Origin of the sequence: Streptomyces sp. NPDC001507, assembly GCF_042894765.1 — a bacterium.
GTDB lineage: Bacteria > Actinomycetota > Actinomycetes > Streptomycetales > Streptomycetaceae > Streptomyces.
This window is the reverse complement of the sequence record NZ_JBIAVV010000001.1, coordinates 914,749-932,961: the sequence shown is the minus strand read 5'-3', so window position 1 is coordinate 932,961 and position 18,213 is coordinate 914,749. Positions and strand designations below refer to the sequence as shown.

The following is an 18,213-nucleotide window of genomic DNA, read 5'->3' as shown; positions in this document are numbered from 1 at the left end:
GACCTCGCTGCGGGATCATGTCAACGCATGATTACTTCGTGGCGGCCCGGTGTTCACGGTCCGCCGAAGGGCCCGGGGTGGCGTCGAGGAGAGGAGCCGCTGTGCCGTCGGACGACGTGACCGGCCGTCCCGGCGACGGGACCCGTCGCCGGGACGCCGCGGCGACCCGGCGGGCCCTGCTGCTGGCCGCCCGCACCCGGTTCACGCAGCTGGGCTACGACCGTACGACGCTGCGGGACGTCGCCGCGGACGCCGGGGTCAACCTGGCGCTCATCAAGCGGTACTTCGGGTCCAAGGAGGGCCTGTTCAAGGCGGCGCTGGCGTCGACGCCCCGCTTCCTGGGCGGTGACGGGGAGTTCCCGCGCGACCGGGCGGCGCTCGCCGAGGCGCTGAGCCGGCAGCTGGCGGCCGGGGCGTGGGCGGAGTTCGGTGAGCACCCGGTGCTGATGCTGCTGCGGGACTCCGGGGACGAGCAGGTGGCCCAGCTGCGCCGGCAGGCCCTGGCGGAGTTCGGGCGGCAGGTGCTCGAAGCGTCGGGCGGCTCGTCGGCACCCGACGCCCGGTTGCGGGCGGAGCTCCTGGTCGCACTCGGCGTCGGGGTCGCCGTCGTACGCTCCGCCGTCGGCCTGCGCCCCCTGGCCGACGCGACGCCCGAGGACCTCGTGGGCCCCCTCCGCGACGTCGTGGAGGGCCTGCTCGGACCACCGCCGGACTGAACGTGCCGCTCGCAGGGTCACTCGGGCCAGGCGGAGTTCTTGATGACCTCGACGAAGTCACCGCGCCGGAAGCCGGGCACGAAGTGGGCGAGCACGTCCGCCTTGACGTTGCCGAAGGTGGTGTCGGGACGGTCCTGGATGCCCTCGGTGAAGGCGGCGAGGATCTGATTCTTGAAGTCGGGGCGAGGGTGCGCCGCCACGACCGCCGCACGCTGCTCGTCGGAGACGTCGTGGTAGCCGATGCCCAGCACGTCCAGCTCGACCCCGCGGGTGACCAGGGCGATCTCGGGTGCCATGTGCAGCGGGATCTCCGGGGTGGTGTGCAGGGCGATGGCCGTCCAGACCCGGTCGGCGGGCTCGCCGGTGATGCCATGGGCCCGGAGGAAGGCGCGGGCCTCGTCCGCGCCGTCGATCTCGAAGCGCTGGTCGGTGCGGCGCAGGCTCTTGGTGAGCCCCAGGTCGTGGAACATCGCGCCGACGTACAGCAGCTCGGGGTCGAAGCCCAGCCCCAGGGCGCGGCCGCGCAGCGAGCCCCAGAGGAAGACCCGCCGGGAGTGGTCGAACACCACCGGGGTGGCGACGTCACGGACCATCTCGGTGGCCTCCCGGACCAGGGCGGTGTCCGGAATCCGCACACCTGCGATCTCTTCGTTCATCGTTCTCGGCCTCCGTACCGGATAGGTGATGTACCTCCAGGTTCCTCCGGGGACGTAGGCTGGGCCATGTCTCTGCTGCCAGGAAAACCACGGATTCGGACATGACGCACCGGGTGGGCTTTGTGGTCTTCGAGGGGGTGACCATGCTCGACGTCAGCGGTCCGTCGGAGGTGCTGCACCAGGCGGGCAGGATCGCCGATCCCTACGAGCTGGTGCTGGTCTCCCCGGAGGGCGGCACGGTGACCACGTCCGCCGGACTGGCACTGACCGGCACGGTCCGGGCGGCCGACGCCGGCCCGGTCGACACGGTCCTGGTGGCCGGGGGTGACCGGCTCGCCGAACAGCCGGTCGAGGAGGCGCTGCTGGCCACGGCCCGCGCCCTGAGCGAGCGGGCGCGCAGGGTCGCCTCGGTGTGCACGGGCGCCTTCGTGCTGGGCGAGCTGGGCCTGCTCGACGGCCGGCGCGCGACGACGCACTGGCGGCACGCGGCCGCCTTCGCGCGCCGGTACCCGCGGGTGCGGGTCGAGCCGGACGCCATCCACGTCCGCGACGGGCGGTACGTCACGTCGGCCGGCATCAGCGCGGGCATCGATCTCACCCTCGCGCTGGTGGAGGACGACCACGGCGCGGACGTGGCCCGGGACGTCGCCCGCGAACTGGTGGTGTTCCTGCAACGCCCCGGCGGCCAGTCGCAGTTCTCCACGGCCATCGCCACCCCGCCGGCCCGCAGCGACCTGCTCCGCACCCTGGTCGCGGCCGTCCTCGCCGATCCGACCGCCGACCACACCCTGCCCGCCATGGCCGCGTCCGCCGCCATCAGCCCGCGGCACCTGACCCGGCTGTTCACCGCCGAACTGGGCACCACGCCCGCGCGCTGGGTCGAGCGGGTCCGGCTGGACCGTGCCCAGCAGCTGCTCCTGGCCGGCCACAGCGTCACCGCGGCCGCCCGGCACAGCGGCCTCGGCACCGACGAGACCCTCCGCCGCGCCTTCGCCCGCCACCTGGGCACCACCCCGACCCACTACCGCAGACGCTTCGCCACCACCGGCCCCCCGGACCAGGCGGAACAGCCGGAGCAGGCGGAACGCCTGCCATGATCGTCGACATGGGCATGCACATCACGCCGGCCACGACGGCCGACTTCCACCGGGTTCTGACCGATCATCCGCGTTACTGGGGCGAACGCGACCTCCGTTCACTGCATCTGCAGGCCCTGGTGCAGGAGTTCGGTTCCACCTGCCTGGTCGCCCGGGCCGAGGACGGAATCCGCGGGTACGTCTTCGGATTCGTCACCCCGGACGGCACCGGGTACGTGCACCTGATCGCCACGCGGGACGACGCCCGTGGCACCGGTCTCGGGCGTCGCCTGTACGCGGAGTTCGCCGCAGCGGCGGAACGTCACGGGGCACGGAGGCTGAAGGCGATCACTTCGGTCCAGAACACCGGCTCGATCGCCTTCCACCGCAGCCTCGGCTTCGACGCGGAGATCGTCGACGACTACAACGGCCCCGGCCGCACCATGGCCGTCTTCCACCGGGATCTGCCGCTCGACGTCCCGCGCCCCTGACTCACGCCTGGAGCCGCCTGGTCGCGGCGTACTGCTCCGACGACAGCGCGAACACCCGTACCGGCCGACCCGAGGTGGGATTCACGGTCTCCCGGACCGGACGCATCCCCAGCTTGGTCATGATCCGTTCGGAGGCGTCGTTGCCCACTTGGACGATGCTGACGATCCGCTCCAGCCCGCGCTCCTCGAACCCGAACCGGACGGCGGCCACGGCGGCCTCGGTGGCCAGGCCCTGTCCCCAGTGGGCCCGTCCCAGCCGCCAGCCGACCTCGACCGCCGGCAGTACCTCCGGCAGGAACCCGGGTACCGACAGGCCGGTGAACCCGGCCAGTTCGCCCGTGGACCGGATCTCCACGGCGAACAGGCCGAACCCCCGCGACTCCCACTCGCTCTCCCATGCCCGGACCCCGTCACGGGTCTGCTGCTCGTCACGGACACTGCCGTCGCGGATCCACCGCATGACCTCGGGGTCCGCGTTGACGGCAGCCATGGGCGCGATGTCTTCCTCGCGCCAGCGACGCAGGACCAGACGGGGAGTCTCGAGTATGACCATCCGGTCATTCTGGATCACACGGGCGGAGAGAGCTGTGCGCGCACCCACGCGGGATCCGGGTTGGTGTGCGGCTGCCCCGCCACGACGACGGTCGGCACGGTCTCGTTGCCGTCGTTGGCCGCCCTGACCGCCGCCGCTCCCGCCGCATCGCGCCAGATGTCGACCCAGTGCAACTGCCGGGCGCTGCGCCCCAGCCGGACGCGCAGCCGCATGCAGTACGTGCAGCCCGGCCGCCAGAAGACGACCGGCCTGCCGTCGGCCGCACTGCGGCGTTGCGCCTCCTCCGCACCGATCGACCTGGGGAAGACCAGCGGCGAGTTGACGCCCGCGAGCACCAGGAACGCCAGGAGGAGCACGGCCGCCGTGCCGGGGCTCCCCTTGACGAGCAGCCCGGTCGCGACGGCCGAGCCGCAGAGCACGAACAGCACCGGCAGGGTCCAGGCACGCGTCATGCCGACACACGCTAGTGGATGGACCGCACTGGCGGACTCCCGGGCTTCGACGGCGCGTTGACCCACCCGCACCGGCACCCTGCTGCCCCGACCGTACCGGCTACGGGACGAGCACCAGCCGCCCACGCACCCCGCCCGCCGCCAGCCGGGCGTGGGCCTTGGCGGCGTCGTCCAGGGAGAACGTCTCGGCCACCCGGAGTGTCAGCACGCCCTCGTCCACGAGCCCCGCCAGCTCCGCGAGGCGTGCCCCGTCCGCGGTCACGGCGACGGCGGCCGTCCGCACCCCGCGCACCGGGGCGGGCTCGCCGCCGGGCTGGACACCGACGTAGCCGCCCCCGTCACGCACCCACTCCAGAGCCGGCTCACCCAGGACCGCCGCGTCCAGTACGGCGTCGAAGCTCGCGGCCGCGACGGCGCCCGCCGTGAAGTGCGCGGCCCCCAGCGACCGTACGAGCTCCTCGTCGGCCTCGCGGGCCAGTGCCGTCACCGAGATCCCCCGGTGGGCGGCGAGCTGGACGGCGAAGCCGCCGACCGCGCCCGCCGCACCGGTCACCAGGAGGGACTGCCCTCCGGTCAGCTCCAGCAGGTCCAGGGCCTGTGCGGCGGTCAGGCCGTTCAGCGGCAGCGTCGCCGCGTGCACGGCGTCCACCGTGGCCGGTGCCGTGGCCGCCGCGGCCGCCTCGACGACGACGTACTCGGCGTGCGAGCCGAGCGGCCGCACGATGCCGGGGTCCAGCGCCACCACCTGGTCGCCGACGCTCCAGGCGGTCGCGAGGCCGGCCGCGTCCACGGTTCCGGCGACGTCCCAGCCGAGCCCGATCCGCTTGCCCGCGCCACCGAAGAAACCGGCCCGCACACCCGCGTCCACGGGGTTCAGCGCGGCCGCCGCGACCTTGATCCGCACCTGGCTCGGGCCCGGCTCGGGCCGCTCCGTCTCCACGACCTCCACGGCCTCGGGTCCGCCGAACGTGCTCACCACTGCTGCGCGCATGACGCCTGGCTCCTTCTACGTCTTTCGTGCTGTGGTCTCTCCTCAGCTGTCTGCAACCCTAGGAAGAGCTACTATCTATTGGTAAGTAGTTACCTGAAGGTGCCTAGGTCCCCCAGAGGAGAGCGATGCCGACGACGACGGCGGCCCAGCGGCGCGAGCAGGCGCGCGTGGCGTACGACGCGTTCCTCCGGGCCTGCCCCACCAACCAGCTGCTCGACCGGATCAGTGACAAGTGGGTCAGCCTGGTCGTCTGCGCGCTGGCCCCCGGCCCCATGCGGTACAGCGAACTCGCCCGCAAGATCGCCGGCGTCAGCCCCAAGATGCTCACCCAGACCCTGCGCTCCCTCGAACGCGACGGCATTCTCGCCCGTACGGTGACCCCGGCCGTCCCCGTCCGCGTGGACTACGAACTGACCCCGCTCGGCCTCAGCCTCTCCCTGCTGCTGGCGGGCGTGAAGGACTGGGCGGAGACCCACATCGAAGAGGTCCACGAGGCCCGCGAGCGCTATGACGCGGGGGCCGAGAGCTAGCGTGATGCGCCAGAAATCCTGAGGGTTAGTTCGGCTCTGTCTTCTGGTCGGTGGTTCCGACCTTGGTGAGGTGGTCGGCGAGGGGGTTGGGGATCTCGTCGGCTGTCTTGGTCCAGGTGAAGGGTCGCGGGTTCTGGTTCCAGGTGTTGATCCATGCGGTGATGTCGTGGCCGAACCACCGTTCCACCTGGTTCATCCAGGAGGATCCGGTGGGGGTGAAGTGGACGTGGAAACGGGGGTGTTTGCCGAGCCACGTCCTGAAGCCATCGGCGTTGAAGTTGTGGATCACATCCCGCACGCGGTCCGCGCTGGTGGACGTCACCTCGGCGATCTTCGCTGCCGGCATGCCCTGCGCGGACAACAGCACCATCTGCGCCCGCCGCCAGGTCACCGCCTGCCCAGTACCTCTGCGGATGATCCGCAGCAGGCGCCTGCCCTCGGTGTCCTCGATCTAGCAGACGCGTACTCGTTCTGCCACCCGCTCAGCCTGGCGACACCACCCCGCCCGGACCAGCATCCGAACGGCGCGTCATGTCACCAAGCAGGGGGCTCGGCGCTCGCATCACTGGGCGTTGGGGTCACGCAGGCCAACTGCGTCATGCCGCCAGAACGGTTCCGCATAGACCAGCGTCCCCGTCATCCATGGCTCGTGCTCCGGGAACCTGATGACCTGAAAGGCACCGTCCGGGGTGCGCAGGGACGGCTTTCGGAAGCCCAGGCCCCCACCGGGCACGAAGCCGAAGCGCGAGTAGTAGCCCGGATCACCCTCCAGGAAGACGAGCGGAACAGCCCGCTCGGCGAGGACCTCCAGTCCGTGCCGAACCAGGGCCGAGCCGATACCCCGCTTATGGAACTCAGGCATCACGGCCAAAGGACTGAGGACTTGCACGTCAACCAGCCGGCGAGGCGCATCGAGCAGACTGCGGGTGAACATGACATGCCCGACGACCTGCCTGTCCTGCTCGGCGACCAGCGAGAGACCGTCCTGGGGTGTGATGGTGTCCCGCAGGGTATCGACCAGGTCGGCCACGACAAGGCCATGGTCACCGAACGCCTGCAGGTGAACATCCCGCACGGCCTGTCTGTCGCTCGGAAGTTCTTCGCGAAGATCCATGCCCGGAGGGTAAAGGCCCCTCCGAACGGCTCGCACACGGTTTTGGAACCGGAAGGACACCCGGCTTTGGAACCGGAAGGACACCCGGCCAGTGACCGCTCTGTTGTCCGTTGACAGCCAACCCGGTCCGGTCGAAGCCTCCAACCTGCGCGGACTGGGTTGGCTGTCAGGGCGGCCGTGCCGAAGGCCGCGGCTCAGGCCCGGTTACCTGGGGGGATGGCTGCTGTGCGGTGACGCAGATGCGCACGTCCCTATGTCAACTCAATTGAGATGTAGGCAACTTGAGGGACATGGATCGCTGCCTTGCGCCCCTTCACGTCTGCGCGGCTGTCGAGGCGGGGTCATGCATGTGGGTAGACGGGCCGGCCATGAGATGCCACGGTGCTCGGCAGGCTCTCGGGACAAAACTGTCAACTGTTGCGGTGTGCCCACTGCGCGGCCCGGACCGTTCCCTGCTGGATGTCCTGCCGGGGCAGTCGGAGGTCGAAAGCGTCCTCCAGAGCGTGGAAGTACAGCTCGAACTCGCTGGTGAGTTCGGGGTGGTCCAGTTCGGCGCGGCGTATGGCCTGGTTGAGGAAGTCGAGCTGACCGCCTCGGACGTAGGGGGCGCGGCCCCGGTCGTACCAGATCAGCTCTAGGACGCCCCAGTCGTCGTCGATGCGGCGGCCGTTCCGCATGTAGTCGAAGGTGTAGATGGCCTTCGCGGCGGTGGCGCTCAGATGCACCGTCTCGGTGACGCCCAGCCGGGCGAGAGCCTCAAGATCGGGCCCGGAGCCGGGGGTCTCGTGGTACATCAGGAACGCCCAGTCGCCGGCCTGCCCGAAGCAGCAGGTTTCCCAGACGGTGTCCCAGTAGTCGAAGGTTCCGCCGTCCATGCTGCGCAGATCCGCAAGACGGGTCCCGGCGGCGATCTGTGCGGGGTCGGCTCCGTGAAGGAGGGCGATCTTTTCGGCGCAGATGTTCTCGCCACGGAAGAAGGCGAGGTGGGTGTAGGGGTCCTGTTCGCGCCAGCTGTCGGCGATCCAGGCGAGGCGCTCCAGCGGGTCGCGTCCGCACGCCGTGGGGGGCTGGGCACCGTCCATGCCGCCGTTGCGGAATCTGCTGCCCCAGGCGGGGTTGATCCGGTCCAGTAGCTCGGCCTGTCCGGAGACCAGATTGGCCACCGGGCCGCTGCCCGGGGACCGAGCCGCGATGTGCTCGGCCAGCTTGCGGACCGCGTCCTCGGCGGCGAAGTACAGCACCTGATCCAGGTCCTGAGTGACGAAGACCTCCCGGTAGGGACCGATGTGGCCGCGCACCGTGCCGTCGTCCTCCAGGACCAGGAAGAGACGACCGTGCGGCTCGCCCACGTGCTGCTCGTACTGGTTGGGCGAGGTGCCGGTGGGCGGGAGCATCGCGTCATCGAGCACGTCAGAGCCCACGGCCACCTGGTGCCAGGCCCGCTTGAGTGTGTACGCCGATATCTGCATGGGCGTCAGTATGCGATCGGGCACTGACACGGTCGGCTGATCTGCGACGACTCGGTTCGATGACAAAACGACTGGGTTCGATGTCAACGGACCTCTGTTGCACACCGGACCAGTATCCGAACCGAGCGCTCGCTCTTGATGGGGCTCCTTGGATTCGGCTCTGGCCGCAGTTCCGTGAACCCCCAGGTCAGCGAAGTGAGCGAGGGATCGTTTCGGCAGAGTATGTCCCAGCATGGCGAGCAAGACGGTCGAGGCTGTGCTGTTTCCCGGGGTCGATGTGCGAGTGGAGCGCGTCAGCGACTCCTCGGACTTCCTGGTGGTGGAGGCGGTGTCCACCGCTCGCCCGGGCCGGTGCCCGGACTGCCGGGAACAGGCGAGGCGCACGCACAGCTCGTATCAACGCGCTTGAACGAAAGGCCGTTGGGCTCTTACCGGGTCATAGTCCGGCTGCGTGTCCACCGATACTTCTGTGACCGGAAGAGCTGTTCCCGCAAGACGTTCGTCGAGCAGGTGCCGGGCCTGTCCGAGCGGCACCGCCGCTCCAGCACCGGGCTGACAGGCTTGCTGCGCTCGATCGCGATCGAGCTCGGCGAACGTCCGGCCGCGGGGTCAGCGGCACCCGACCGTTCCTGGAGATCCAGGCTCGCGGCTACCGCGGCAGCCGCCAGGCCGTCCGCAAACACCTCGCCGCCCTTCGCGCGGGCACCTCCGAACCCCTCCGGGCCGACATACCCGGCCTCCGCAAGATCACCTCGTGGATCATGCGGCCCCGGGAGACGCTCACCAGCAGCCAGGACGAGCGACTCCTTCAAGCCGGCTCGCATGTCCGGACATCACCGCTGCGACCCACGCTCGCCTCAGGCGATGAGCCTGGTGGCAAAGGCCGCTATCAGGGTGTCCGCCCTCAGCAGCAGCTCAGGGCTGGAAGTTCCCGCCACGCGGACAGAAACCTCATCGCCACCCACGGCATTGGCAAGGTGCACTTCGAGGTGATGGTCCGATCCGACGAGTGGATAGCCGTACCAACGATCCGGGTGCTCATCATCGGTGGCCTCAAGACCGAGTTCGACCGCCTGCCAGTCGGTGCCATCGAAGTCATAGTTGGCGTAACGCGCCAAGAGAGCCAAGAACGGCTGGACGTTCTCGTTCCAGATCCAGCCTTCTGCCCCGCGTTCCCGGTCGCTCTCCACCATCCGGCCAGAGTGCCACAAGCGGCACGTTCGCTCCCTGCCACATGTCCGTTCACGGAACTGCGCACAGAGCCGTTTCCAAGAATCGCCATCACTCCGGCGGGGCGAAGGTTCGCTGACGCGGCACCAGGGACTGTCCGTCTCCGCGGCCGAAAAGCGCTGTTCAGGCGCTCGAACGCGCCGCTCGCAACCGCCAGTTCAAGCCGTTGTTCTGATGCGGTCATGACATTCGCGTGCCCCGGGTGTCAATCTGCTCTCCGAAAGTTCACCGCCTGCTCACAGGTGTCTCACACAACTCCCTTGTCCGACCGCTGACTTCATCCCGCACGGCAGCGAGGAACCGACCCGCCTCCGAGCCGTGCCACCCACCCGCGCGCCGCCGGACGGCCTCACCAGGCCGACCCGCTCTCCCGGGCCCCACCAGGGCCCGATCACCCCACAGAAGGAGAACGCATGCTCCGGCAGGACCGTCATCACCGTCGCACCAGACACGGCGTGGCCCTGGCACTGACGGCAGCGAGCGCCATGCTCGTGGCCGGGATCCAGAACGGCACCGCCGCGGCCGCATCCGGCGGCCACGCCACCGCGAAGATCCAGGCCACCCCCGACGCCGGCGCGGCCCCCGCCCCGCTCTCGCCGGCCAGGCGTACGGCACTGCTCAAGTCCGCCGCCACCACGGCCCCGGACACCGCACGGACCCTCGGCCTCGGCACCGGCGAGAAACTGCTCGTCAAGGACGTGGCCCAGGACGCCGACGGGACCACGCACACCCGCTACGAACGCACGTACGCGGGCCTGCCGGTCCTCGGCGGCGACCTGATCGTGCACGACAGCCGCGGCCGCCTCACCGTGTCGCGTGCCACGAAGGCGGCCCTGGCGCTGCCGTCGACCAAGGCGAAGGTCCCCCCGGCCACGGCGAAGGCCCAGGCGCTCACCGCGGCGGCGAAAGCCGGCGGCGAGCACCCCGCACTCGACGGCGCCCCGCGCCTGGTCGTCTGGGCCGCTTCCGGCCACCCCGCCCTGGCCTGGGAGTCCGTGGTCGGCGGCTTCCAGGACGACGGCACGCCCAGCGAACTCCACGTGATCACCGACGCGGACACCGGAAAGCAGCTCTTCCGGTACCAGGGCGTCGAAACCGGCACCGGCACCGGTCAGTTCAGCGGAACCGTGCCGCTCAGCACGACGCTCTCCGGTTCGACGTACCAGCTCGTCGACGGCGACCGCGCCGGACACCGCACCTACGACCTGAACCAGGGCACCTCCGGCACCGGAACGCTCTTCACCGACGACAACGATGTCTGGGGCGACGGCACCCCGGCCGACCGGCAGACCGCGGGCGTGGACGTCGCCTTCGGCGCGGCGGCCACCTGGGACTACTACAAGAACGTCTTCGGCCGCAACGGCATACGCAATGACGGCGTCGCCGCCTACAGCCGCGCCCACTACGGCAACAACTACGTCAACGCCTTCTGGCAGGACAGCTGCTTCTGCATGACGTACGGCGACGGTTCGGGCAACACCCACCCGCTCACCGCGCTCGACGTGGCCGCCCACGAGATGAGCCACGGTGTGACCGCGGCCACCGCGGGCCTCACCTACTCCGGCGAGTCGGGCGGTCTCAACGAGGCGACCTCCGACATCTTCGCCGCCGCCGTCGAGTTCTACGAGAACCTGCCGGCCGACGTCCCGGACTACCTGGTCGGCGAGAAGATCGACATCAACGGCGACGGCACGCCGCTGCGTTACATGGACAAGCCCTCCAAGGACGGTGCGTCCAGCGACTACTGGAGCTCCTCCCTGGGCGGCCTCGACGTCCACTACTCCTCGGGCCCGGCCAACCACTTCTTCTACCTGCTCTCCGAGGGCAGCGGGGCGAAGACCTTGAACGGGGTCGCCTACGACAGTCCCACCTACGACGGCCGGCCGGTGACCGGCATCGGCATCGACAACGCCCAGCGCGTCTGGTACCGGGCGCTCACCACCTACATGACGTCCAGCACGAACTACGCGGGCGCCCGCACGGCCACCCTCCAGGCCGCGGCCGACCTGTTCGGCGCCTACAGCCCCTCCTACCTCGCCGTGGCCGACGCGTGGGCGGCGATCAACGTGGGCCATCGCATCGCACTGGGCGTCAACATCGCGCCGGTCGCGGACCAGATCAGCGGCATCGGGCAGGCCGTCTCCCTGCAGACGGACGCGTACACCACCAACTCCGGGGCAGGCCTGACGTACTCGGCGACCGGGCTGCCGGACGGCCTGACGATCAGTGACACCGGCCTGATCTCGGGCACCCCGACCACCCTCGGCACCAGCGACGTCACCGTCACGGTCACCGACGACACCGGGGCGAGCAGCACCGTGAGCTTCGCCTGGGAGGTGGCCTACGTCTACGCCAACGCCACCCGTGTCGACATCCCCGACAACAGCACAGCGGTGGAGTCTCCGGTCACCGTCACCGGCCGCACCGGGAACGCCTCGGCGACCACCCAGGTCTACGTGAAGATCATCCACACCTACCGGGGTGACCTGACGGTCGACCTGGTCGGTCCCGACGGAACGGTCTACTCGCTGCTGAACCGCAGCGGCGGCTCCGCCGACAACGTCGACCAGACGTTCACCGTCGACGCCTCCGCACAGCCCCTGAACGGCACCTGGAAGCTCCGGGTCCAGGACCACGCCGCGATCGACGTCGGCTACATCGAGCAGTGGCGGCTCATCCCCTGAGCCCGGCCCCCGGCCGGTAACCTCGGCCGGATGTGCGGAGCCGTTGTCGCGGGAGGCCCCCGCGTCCCGCGACAACGGCTCCGCCCAGGTGCTGACGGCACCCGTCCGGCGTAACGTGTTGTGCGAATGAACCGGTCGCGGGCCATGCGGTCCGATGTCGTCCGTCGGCCCGTTGGTCTCCGTGACGTGCACCCGCATCAGTCAGGAGCGCATCGTGGGGACACCTGTTCGTCGACGCGCCCGCGGCGGCTCCGCCGCCCGGCGCACCTCTGTTGGACTCGTCACCACCGTGCTCGCCGCCGGTGTGTGCACCGTGCCGGCCGCGGACGCGGCCGCCCGTCCCGCGTCCGCCGTCTCCGCCGCGAGCTGCGCCGACACGGTCTACGCGAAGATGACCCAGGCGCAGCGCGTCGGCCAGCTGTTCATGGGCGGGGTCAACGCCACCCGCCCGAGTACGACGGACCTGCAGACGCTGCGTACTTACCATGTCGGGTCCGTCATGCTCACCGGCCGCAGCACCGCCGGGACAGCCGCGACACGGAGGGTGGTCGACGCGTTCCGCACGCAGGCCGACACGGTCGGCGGGCATCAAGTCGGGCTGCTCGTCTCCACCGACCAGGAGGGCGGCCAGGTCCAGGTGCTCAGCGGACCAGGATTCTCGGTCATGCCCAACGCCCTGACCCAGGGCACGTGGAGCACCGCGACCCTGCGCAGCCGCGCCGCGACCTGGGCGGGCCAGCTCAAGGCGGCGGGCCTCGACCTCAATCTCGCCCCGGTCGCCGATGTGGTGCCCGCGAGTCTCGGCACCCGCAACGCCCCCATCGGCCACTTCTACCGGGAGTACGGCCACACCCCCGCCGTCGTGACCTCGCACACCGGCGCCTTCGCCGCGGGCTTCCGCACGGCCAAGGTGATGACCACGTTCAAGCACTTCCCCGGCCTTGGCCAGGTGACCGGCAACACCGACACCACCGCGAACGTCGTCGACTCGGTGACCACCGCGTCCAGTTCGAGCCTGCAGCCCTTCCAGAGCGGGATCAAGGCGGGGGCGCCGTTCGTGATGATCTCGTCGGCGAAGTACACGAAGATCGACTCGAAGCACATCGCCGCGTTCTCCCCGACCGTCATCAACTCGCTGCTGCGCACCAAGTTCGGCTTCAAGGGAGTCGTCATCTCCGACGACCTCGGCCAGGCGGTCGCGGTGCGTGCCTACACCCCGGCACAGCGGGCGGTGCAGTTCATCGGCGCCGGCGGCGACATGGTCCTCACGGTCAAGGCGTCGACCGTACCGGCGATGGTCCAGGGAGTGCAGGCGCAGATGGCGAGGGACGCGTCGTTCCGCACCAAGGTCGCCGCCTCCGTGCACCGCATCCTCACCGCCAAGGCGAACGCCGGCCGCCTCACCTGCAGCTGAGACCGGCGAGTTCGCGGTCCACCCACGCGTGCCCTCGGCGCAACCTTCGTGTCTCAGGCCGGGTCCCAACGCGCCGTGTCCCGATGGGAGACGGCGAGACAGCCGACGAAGCAGGCGACGCGGCCGTCCAGGCGAGGGTCACCGGTGCCGGCCCCGGGCCGAGCCCGCCGCGGCCGTGCCCGACCGCCATCCGGGCCGGCGTGCGAGGCGCCGAGGGGGCGGGTGATGACGTTGGCGTCCAGAAGGCGGCCACGGCGGTCAGGTCGGCGGTGGCGGTGCCGAGGGCGAAGGCGGCGTGGACGGCCGCCCAGTAGAAGGTCTCACGGCGGCGGGTGCGGATGCCGTGCCGTGGATGGACAGCGTCCGCTCGACGGCGTACCAGAGGGCGAACCCCCCGGCCCGCACGACGAGGCGCGCAGGGCACGCCGAGGCCGACGTGAGCACCTTGATGATCCAGAAGTGGACGGGGACTTGCGGCACCCTGTTCGCCATGGTGCGGACACGCCGCGCACGCGGTGCCCCGGATGTCCTTGCCATGGTGCGGACGCCTCTGGTGCATGGGTTTCAGGTCCGGGCCGGACCTGGACACAACCTGAATGCCACAGCGAACTCCCTGGTCACGGCGGTTGAGTGGGTGCTGCGCAGATGTGTTCGGATGTCGGCGGCGCGACCGCGCGGCCGGTTGCCCGCCTGCGATCGTCTAGAGTTCCATACGACGTCTACAAACTTGTAGTCGCTCAGGTGTTCAGGTGAGTCCGTCCGCCGGAAAGGGCCCGTTCATGACCCCACCGATCTTCGCTGCGTCACAGCTGGCCGTGAACGTTCTCGACGCCCATTCACTGCTGTCGGCCTTCGGGGTGCTGGGCGTCGGGGTGGTGATGTTCGCCGAGACAGGACTGCTGGTCGGGTTCTTCCTGCCGGGCGACTCCCTGCTGTTCACCGCCGGCCTGCTCTGCACCGGATCGGCGCAGGGCAGCCTGCACCTGTCCCTGGGACCGCTGCTCGTGGCGGCGGCCGTGGGTGCGCTGGCCGGCGCGCAGTTCGGGTACCTGCTCGGCCGGAAGGCGGGCGGCGCCCTGCTGGCACGCAGCCGCTCCAGGCGCCTGCACGAGGGCGTGCAGCGCGCCGAGGACTTCCTCGGCCGGTACGGCCACGCCAAGGCCATCGTCCTGGCGCGCTTCGTACCGGTGGTGCGCACGGTGCTCAACCCGATGGCAGGTGCGCTGGAAGTCCCGGTACGGACGTTCACCCAGTGGCAGGTCGTCGGCGGACTGGTGTGGAGCCTCGGCCTCACCCTCGCGGGATACGCGCTGGGCTCCTCGATCCCGAACGTCGACCGCTACCTGCTGCCGCTGGTGGCGCTGATCGTGGTCGTGTCCCTGATCCCCGTGGTCTCCGAGGTGTACCGGGGACGGCGGGCCGCCAGGGCCGAGGAGGGACGCGGGTGACCGCCGCGGCCCGGGCGGCGGGACGGCCGTAGCTCAGACGGAGAACCATGCGTCACAGGATCCTGGTCGTGTCGTGGAGGACGACCACGCCCTGCGGGACGTGCTGCGCCGCGGGCTGGCCGACGAGGGTTTCGAGCCCGTGCCCGCCGCCGACGGCGCCACCGCCCTGCGGCTGACCGGCGACGGCATCGGCGGTCGCGCCACGGCGTGTGAGCGGTGCGGCGCGTGCCGTCCGGGTGCGCTCCGCACGAGCCATCCGGCCGGGAGGCTTCCGTCGAGCGGGGCGTACGGCGCCGGGCTCTGCGGAACCTGAAAGCCGCCCGCTACTCCAGTACCGATCGCAAGGCGCGTTCGCCGATGCCGCGCATCAGCGGGTTGTCCGCCGAGTGCGACAGGAAGACCAGGGACAGGGCGAGGGCCCACCCGCGGGCCCGCTCCCAGGTGGCGTCGTCCGCGCGGCCGTACGCCTGGCGCAGGGCGGCACGCTGCTCCGGCGTGAACAGCATCCAGGCCATGGACAGGTCGGCGGCGGGATCGCCGGAGGTGATGTCACCGAAGTCGATCACGGCGCTGATCCGGCCGCGGTCGACCAGGATGTTGGCCGGGTGCAGATCCCCGTGCAGCCAGACCGGCGGCCCGTCCCAAGCGGGCGCGGCGGCAGCGGTTTCCCAGATCTGCAGTGCGGTGGCGCGGTCGGCCTGGTCGACGTGCGCCAGCCCGGTCAGGACGCCCTCGGCGCGGCCTGCCAGCGGAATCCCGCGAAAGGAGTTGACGGGCGCCTGCGATGGAGCCGGGACGTGCAGCGCATCAAGAAAACCGCCGAGGGTCGTCGCGGCCGACCAGGGGTCGTCGGGCTCCGATCGCGCCGCGATCAGGCCCGGGAGGAACGGCACGACGCTCCAGGCCCACGGGTACTCGGCCGTCGGCTGCCCGACGCGCACCGGCGCCGGCACAGGCAACGGCAGCCGGCCGGCCAGCTCCGGCAACCACCGTTGCTCGTGCGCGACGAGCTCAGCGGCCAGGGCGCGCCGCGGCAACCGTACGAGGAACTCCTGACCCAGCCGACACACCAGGTTGTCCCAGCCGTTGGCCAGCACCCCTATGGGCAGGTGAGCCAGGTCGGGGTGCTGCTCGTCGAGTAGACGGCGCACCAGGTCGACAGAGACGGGAACCTCCGCAGCGGGCATCCGGTGACCTGTCACAGCCAGAACTCTACGGCGGCGGACCGGCGCGCCTGGAGGCCGGAAAGAATCGCGACTGGGCCACGTAGGGCGATCACGTGATCCGCCGGACGGGTCGTGGGCGGCCCTCGTCAGCGCGGTCAGGACGGCGAGCGTCCGGCCCACCGGCAGCGCGCCGCCGGCGAAACCGAGGCCGGAGCCGACGGAGAGGAAGCCGACCGTGTCACGGGAGACCTGGACGCATCCTGGCCGTCGGGCCGGCCCGACGGCCCGCACACCAGGGTCCGGAGGAATCGTGCCCGCTACACCGCGGGCACCGGCTCGCCGTGCCCCTCCCAGGGCCGTGCCAGCACCGCCAGTGCCAGCCCGGCCGCCGCCAGCGCGCCCAGCGTGATGAGCGCCATCGGCCGGGAGCTGTCCTCCCCGAAGACCCCCACCAGCGGGGCGGCCAGGGCACCGAAGAGGAACTGGAAGCCGCCCAACAGCGCGGAGGCCGCACCCGGAGCCGTGCGGCCCACCGCCTGGCCGATGCTCATGGCGCTCGGGAAGACCAGCCCGATGCCGCCGGCGGTCACGAACAGGGTGGTCCAGGTGCCCGCGAGGGTCTCGCCCACGCTCGTCACCAGCAGCACCTGTGCCAGCGCGCCCAGCAGGGCTGTGCCGACCCCGGCCGACAGCAGCGTGTTCAGGCGGGTGCCGCGTCCGGCCAGGCGGGCGAAACAGGCTCCGGCGGCCAGCATCGCGACGGCGTTGGTGGCGAAGACGAGGGAGTACGCGGTCGAGGAGACGCCGTGCAGCTTCTCGAAGACGAAGCTGGAGCCGCTGCGAACTGCAGAGAACGAGAAGACGAGCCGCATGCCCTCACCTGCCCCGAACCCTTCCGGCGCCCCCGACGCCCACCGCTCCCCCGCCCCCGCCAATCCGTCCGCCGCGGACGTCGGCACCCAGTGGGCCGCCCACCATCCCGGCCTGGACACCTCCCCCATGGAGCTGATCGGGCTGCTGAAGCACGCGACCGGCCTGCTCAACCGCTCCGTGGAGCCCTTCTACGCGGGCGCCCCGCTCACCGCGCCCGAGCTCGACATGCTGATCCCGCTGCGGCACGCGACCGAGCCCTTCATCGCGCGGAGTCTGGCCGAGCGGCTGGGGCTGTCCAGGGCGGGGGTCAGCAAGACGCTCGGCCGGCTGGAGCAGCGGGGTTTCATCGCCCGCACCCCCAACCCCGCCGACCGGCGTGCCGCCCTGGTCACCATCACGGAGGCCGGCGCGAAGGCCGTCGACGAGCTCTTCCCCCGGCAGCTCTCCGTCGAGATCGGGCTGCTGCACGGCCTGGGCGAGGACCGCGAGTGGGTGACCGAGGCGCTGCGGCGGCTGGTGGCGGCGATGGAGGCCCGCACGGACCGCGGCTGACACCCGGGGGCGTCCGGCCGACGGCATGGACCGTCTCCCCGGCCCCTGCCTCCGCCCCGGTAGGCGGTTCCTGCTGTAGGGGACGTTCCAATTAGAGTGGTGGGCGCAGAGGCGGCCCGCCAACCCGGCCGCCGTGATCCCCGAGAGGCGCAGAGATGACCGGGCCGCAGACGACGCGCAGGAAGCGCGCGAACGGGGTGGAGTCGCGCCAGCGCATCCTGGACGCCACCGTCGAGATCGCCGGCGAGCGCGGCTACGACGGCACCTCGATCGCGGCCGTGAGCGCCAAGTGCGGACTGCCGGCCAGCTCGATCTACTGGCACTTCAAGGACAAGGACGACCTGATCGCGGCCGTCATCGAGCGCAGCTTCGAGACCTGGCTCCAGGCCGTCGAACTGCCGGGCGACGACGCCGGCACCCCCCTGGAACGGGTTGTGCTGATGGCCGGGAACGTGGCCAGGTCGCTCCTCGCCGCCCCGGACTTCCTGCGCCTCGGACTGATGCTCGCTCTGGAGCGCCGCCCCACCGAACCCCGCGGCCGTGCGGTCTTCCTCCAGGTCCGCGACGTCTCGCACCGGCGCATCGCCGGGATCGTCACGGACCTCTTCCCGTCCCTGGCCGAGGACGAGGTGCAGATCCTCACCACCTACGCCGTGGCCGGCGCCGACGGTCTGTTCGTGCACCGGGAGGTCCAGGGCGAATCCGTCGACCTGGTGGCCCTGTTCGAGCTGCATGCCCGGCTCATCCATGACGCGGCCGCCCGGATGGCGGCGCGGGCGGGACGCTGACGGCCGTCCC

Annotated in this window: 18 protein-coding genes and 3 pseudogenes; 10 read left to right on the top strand and 11 right to left on the bottom strand. The window is 70.9% G+C overall.

The annotated features are described in order from the left end of the window. The first annotated feature begins 101 nt into the window (after nucleotides 1-101). On the top strand, nucleotides 102-716 hold the full coding sequence (locus tag ACFY0K_RS04310; protein WP_352362462.1) for a helix-turn-helix domain-containing protein: 615 nt from the start codon (nucleotides 102-104) through the stop codon (nucleotides 714-716). A gap of 17 nt (nucleotides 717-733) precedes the next feature. Here the strand turns inward: ACFY0K_RS04310 and ACFY0K_RS04305 are convergent, their stop codons facing one another. Continuing rightward, nucleotides 734-1,372: an HD domain-containing protein gene (locus tag ACFY0K_RS04305; protein WP_390638512.1), complete on the bottom strand. Its 639-nt coding sequence runs from the start codon at nucleotides 1,370-1,372 to the stop codon at nucleotides 734-736. 101 nt (nucleotides 1,373-1,473) lie between these two features. Here ACFY0K_RS04305 and ACFY0K_RS04300 point away from each other — a divergent pair, with 101 nt between their 5' ends. Continuing rightward, nucleotides 1,474-2,469 (top strand): GlxA family transcriptional regulator, encoded by a 996-nt coding sequence (locus tag ACFY0K_RS04300; protein ID WP_390638511.1) that lies wholly within the window; start codon nucleotides 1,474-1,476, stop codon nucleotides 2,467-2,469. Further along, nucleotides 2,466-2,939: a GNAT family N-acetyltransferase gene (locus ACFY0K_RS04295; RefSeq protein WP_390638510.1), complete on the top strand. Its 474-nt coding sequence runs from the start codon at nucleotides 2,466-2,468 to the stop codon at nucleotides 2,937-2,939. Before ACFY0K_RS04300 ends, ACFY0K_RS04295 begins: the two co-directional genes overlap by 4 nt. 1 nt (nucleotide 2,940) lies before the next feature. On the opposite strand, the gene ACFY0K_RS04290 is transcribed toward ACFY0K_RS04295, so the two are convergent. The 3 genes from ACFY0K_RS04290 to ACFY0K_RS04280 all read right to left on the bottom strand — a co-directional run bounded on the left by ACFY0K_RS04290 (nucleotide 2,941) and on the right by ACFY0K_RS04280 (nucleotide 4,935). Beyond that, on the bottom strand, nucleotides 2,941-3,492 hold the full coding sequence (locus tag ACFY0K_RS04290; RefSeq protein WP_390638509.1) for a GNAT family N-acetyltransferase: 552 nt from the start codon (nucleotides 3,490-3,492) through the stop codon (nucleotides 2,941-2,943). Nucleotides 3,493-3,506: 14 nt separating this feature from the next. After that, nucleotides 3,507-3,944 (bottom strand): glutaredoxin domain-containing protein, encoded by a 438-nt coding sequence (locus tag ACFY0K_RS04285; protein ID WP_390638508.1) that lies wholly within the window; start codon nucleotides 3,942-3,944, stop codon nucleotides 3,507-3,509. A 100-nt stretch (nucleotides 3,945-4,044) separates the two neighbouring features. After that, complete coding sequence (locus ACFY0K_RS04280; RefSeq protein ID WP_390638507.1) at nucleotides 4,045-4,935, bottom strand: NADP-dependent oxidoreductase; 891 nt, start codon at nucleotides 4,933-4,935, stop codon at nucleotides 4,045-4,047. A gap of 125 nt (nucleotides 4,936-5,060) precedes the next feature. On the opposite strand from ACFY0K_RS04280, the gene ACFY0K_RS04275 reads away from it, so the two are divergent. After that, a complete protein-coding gene (locus ACFY0K_RS04275; RefSeq protein WP_351959876.1) occupies nucleotides 5,061-5,465 on the top strand; it encodes a helix-turn-helix domain-containing protein in 405 nt (134 codons plus the stop codon). A gap of 25 nt (nucleotides 5,466-5,490) precedes the next feature. Here ACFY0K_RS04275 and ACFY0K_RS04270 read toward each other — a convergent pair. The 5 genes and pseudogenes from ACFY0K_RS04270 to ACFY0K_RS04250 all read right to left on the bottom strand — a co-directional run. Then, a pseudogene (locus ACFY0K_RS04270) lies at nucleotides 5,491-5,724 on the bottom strand (IS630 family transposase); the annotation flags it as partial. Next, nucleotides 5,704-5,916 (bottom strand): annotated as a pseudogene (locus tag ACFY0K_RS04265) (helix-turn-helix domain-containing protein); the annotation flags it as partial. The pseudogenes ACFY0K_RS04270 and ACFY0K_RS04265, both read right to left, overlap by 21 nt. A 111-nt stretch (nucleotides 5,917-6,027) precedes the next feature. After that, nucleotides 6,028-6,579 carry a GNAT family N-acetyltransferase gene (locus ACFY0K_RS04260; RefSeq protein WP_390638506.1) on the bottom strand — a complete coding sequence of 184 codons (552 nt, stop codon included), beginning with the start codon at nucleotides 6,577-6,579 and terminating at the stop codon, nucleotides 6,028-6,030. A gap of 410 nt (nucleotides 6,580-6,989) precedes the next feature. Further along, nucleotides 6,990-8,048 (bottom strand): hypothetical protein, encoded by a 1,059-nt coding sequence (locus ACFY0K_RS04255; RefSeq protein ID WP_390638505.1) that lies wholly within the window; start codon nucleotides 8,046-8,048, stop codon nucleotides 6,990-6,992. 857 nt (nucleotides 8,049-8,905) lie between these two features. Further along, entirely contained in the window at nucleotides 8,906-9,241 is a 336-nt protein-coding gene (locus ACFY0K_RS04250; RefSeq protein WP_390638504.1) for a hypothetical protein, read from the bottom strand. 450 nt (nucleotides 9,242-9,691) lie between these two features. Between ACFY0K_RS04250 and ACFY0K_RS04245 the strand changes: the two genes are divergently transcribed. From ACFY0K_RS04245 to ACFY0K_RS04230, 4 genes and pseudogenes are all read left to right on the top strand, one after another. After that, the gene (locus tag ACFY0K_RS04245; RefSeq protein WP_390638503.1) at nucleotides 9,692-11,962 is read left to right on the top strand and encodes a M4 family metallopeptidase; all 2,271 of its coding nucleotides are present in this window, start codon (nucleotides 9,692-9,694) and stop codon (nucleotides 11,960-11,962) included. A gap of 214 nt (nucleotides 11,963-12,176) precedes the next feature. Continuing rightward, complete coding sequence (locus tag ACFY0K_RS04240) at nucleotides 12,177-13,376, top strand: glycoside hydrolase family 3 N-terminal domain-containing protein (RefSeq protein WP_390638502.1); 1,200 nt, start codon at nucleotides 12,177-12,179, stop codon at nucleotides 13,374-13,376. A 779-nt stretch (nucleotides 13,377-14,155) separates the two neighbouring features. Further along, complete coding sequence (locus ACFY0K_RS04235; protein WP_390638501.1) at nucleotides 14,156-14,824, top strand: DedA family protein; 669 nt, start codon at nucleotides 14,156-14,158, stop codon at nucleotides 14,822-14,824. A 73-nt stretch (nucleotides 14,825-14,897) separates the two neighbouring features. Continuing rightward, nucleotides 14,898-14,999, top strand: a pseudogene (locus tag ACFY0K_RS04230) (DNA-binding response regulator); the annotation flags it as partial. A 148-nt stretch (nucleotides 15,000-15,147) separates the two neighbouring features. Here ACFY0K_RS04230 and ACFY0K_RS04225 read toward each other — a convergent pair. Together ACFY0K_RS04225 and ACFY0K_RS04220 are read right to left on the bottom strand one after the other, a co-directional pair. Continuing rightward, nucleotides 15,148-16,026, bottom strand: coding sequence for an aminoglycoside phosphotransferase family protein (locus tag ACFY0K_RS04225; protein WP_390638500.1), 879 nt, complete (start codon nucleotides 16,024-16,026; stop codon nucleotides 15,148-15,150). A 281-nt stretch (nucleotides 16,027-16,307) separates the two neighbouring features. Further along, complete coding sequence (locus ACFY0K_RS04220) at nucleotides 16,308-16,862, bottom strand: hypothetical protein (RefSeq protein ID WP_390638499.1); 555 nt, start codon at nucleotides 16,860-16,862, stop codon at nucleotides 16,308-16,310. On the opposite strand from ACFY0K_RS04220, the gene ACFY0K_RS04215 reads away from it, so the two are divergent. Beyond that, entirely contained in the window at nucleotides 16,861-17,415 is a 555-nt protein-coding gene (locus ACFY0K_RS04215) for a MarR family winged helix-turn-helix transcriptional regulator (RefSeq protein ID WP_390638498.1), read from the top strand. The genes ACFY0K_RS04220 and ACFY0K_RS04215 overlap by 2 nt on opposite strands. A gap of 155 nt (nucleotides 17,416-17,570) precedes the next feature. Continuing rightward, the gene (locus ACFY0K_RS04210; protein ID WP_390638497.1) at nucleotides 17,571-18,203 is read left to right on the top strand and encodes a TetR/AcrR family transcriptional regulator; all 633 of its coding nucleotides are present in this window, start codon (nucleotides 17,571-17,573) and stop codon (nucleotides 18,201-18,203) included. Nucleotides 18,204-18,213: the final 10 nt, after the last annotated feature.

Bases quoted from the DNA above. Each gene is read 5' to 3' on its own strand.
- ACFY0K_RS04275 (WP_351959876.1), top strand. From the start codon at position 5,061: ATGCCGACGACGACGGCGGCCCAGCGGCGCGAGCAGGCGCGCGTGGCG.
- ACFY0K_RS04305 (WP_390638512.1), bottom strand. From the start codon at position 1,372: ATGAACGAAGAGATCGCAGGTGTGCGGATTCCGGACACCGCCCTGGTC.
- ACFY0K_RS04255 (WP_390638505.1), bottom strand. From the start codon at position 8,048: ATGCAGATATCGGCGTACACACTCAAGCGGGCCTGGCACCAGGTGGCC.
- ACFY0K_RS04210 (WP_390638497.1), top strand. From the start codon at position 17,571: ATGACCGGGCCGCAGACGACGCGCAGGAAGCGCGCGAACGGGGTGGAG.
- ACFY0K_RS04260 (WP_390638506.1), bottom strand. From the start codon at position 6,579: ATGGATCTTCGCGAAGAACTTCCGAGCGACAGACAGGCCGTGCGGGAT.
- ACFY0K_RS04285 (WP_390638508.1), bottom strand. From the start codon at position 3,944: ATGACGCGTGCCTGGACCCTGCCGGTGCTGTTCGTGCTCTGCGGCTCG.
- ACFY0K_RS04245 (WP_390638503.1), top strand. From the start codon at position 9,692: ATGCTCCGGCAGGACCGTCATCACCGTCGCACCAGACACGGCGTGGCC.
- ACFY0K_RS04235 (WP_390638501.1), top strand. From the start codon at position 14,156: ATGACCCCACCGATCTTCGCTGCGTCACAGCTGGCCGTGAACGTTCTC.
- ACFY0K_RS04300 (WP_390638511.1), top strand. From the start codon at position 1,474: ATGACGCACCGGGTGGGCTTTGTGGTCTTCGAGGGGGTGACCATGCTC.
- ACFY0K_RS04290 (WP_390638509.1), bottom strand. From the start codon at position 3,492: ATGGTCATACTCGAGACTCCCCGTCTGGTCCTGCGTCGCTGGCGCGAG.
- ACFY0K_RS04250 (WP_390638504.1), bottom strand. From the start codon at position 9,241: ATGGTGGAGAGCGACCGGGAACGCGGGGCAGAAGGCTGGATCTGGAAC.
- ACFY0K_RS04280 (WP_390638507.1), bottom strand. From the start codon at position 4,935: ATGCGCGCAGCAGTGGTGAGCACGTTCGGCGGACCCGAGGCCGTGGAG.
- ACFY0K_RS04215 (WP_390638498.1), top strand. From the start codon at position 16,861: ATGCCCTCACCTGCCCCGAACCCTTCCGGCGCCCCCGACGCCCACCGC.
- ACFY0K_RS04295 (WP_390638510.1), top strand. From the start codon at position 2,466: ATGATCGTCGACATGGGCATGCACATCACGCCGGCCACGACGGCCGAC.
- ACFY0K_RS04220 (WP_390638499.1), bottom strand. From the start codon at position 16,862: ATGCGGCTCGTCTTCTCGTTCTCTGCAGTTCGCAGCGGCTCCAGCTTC.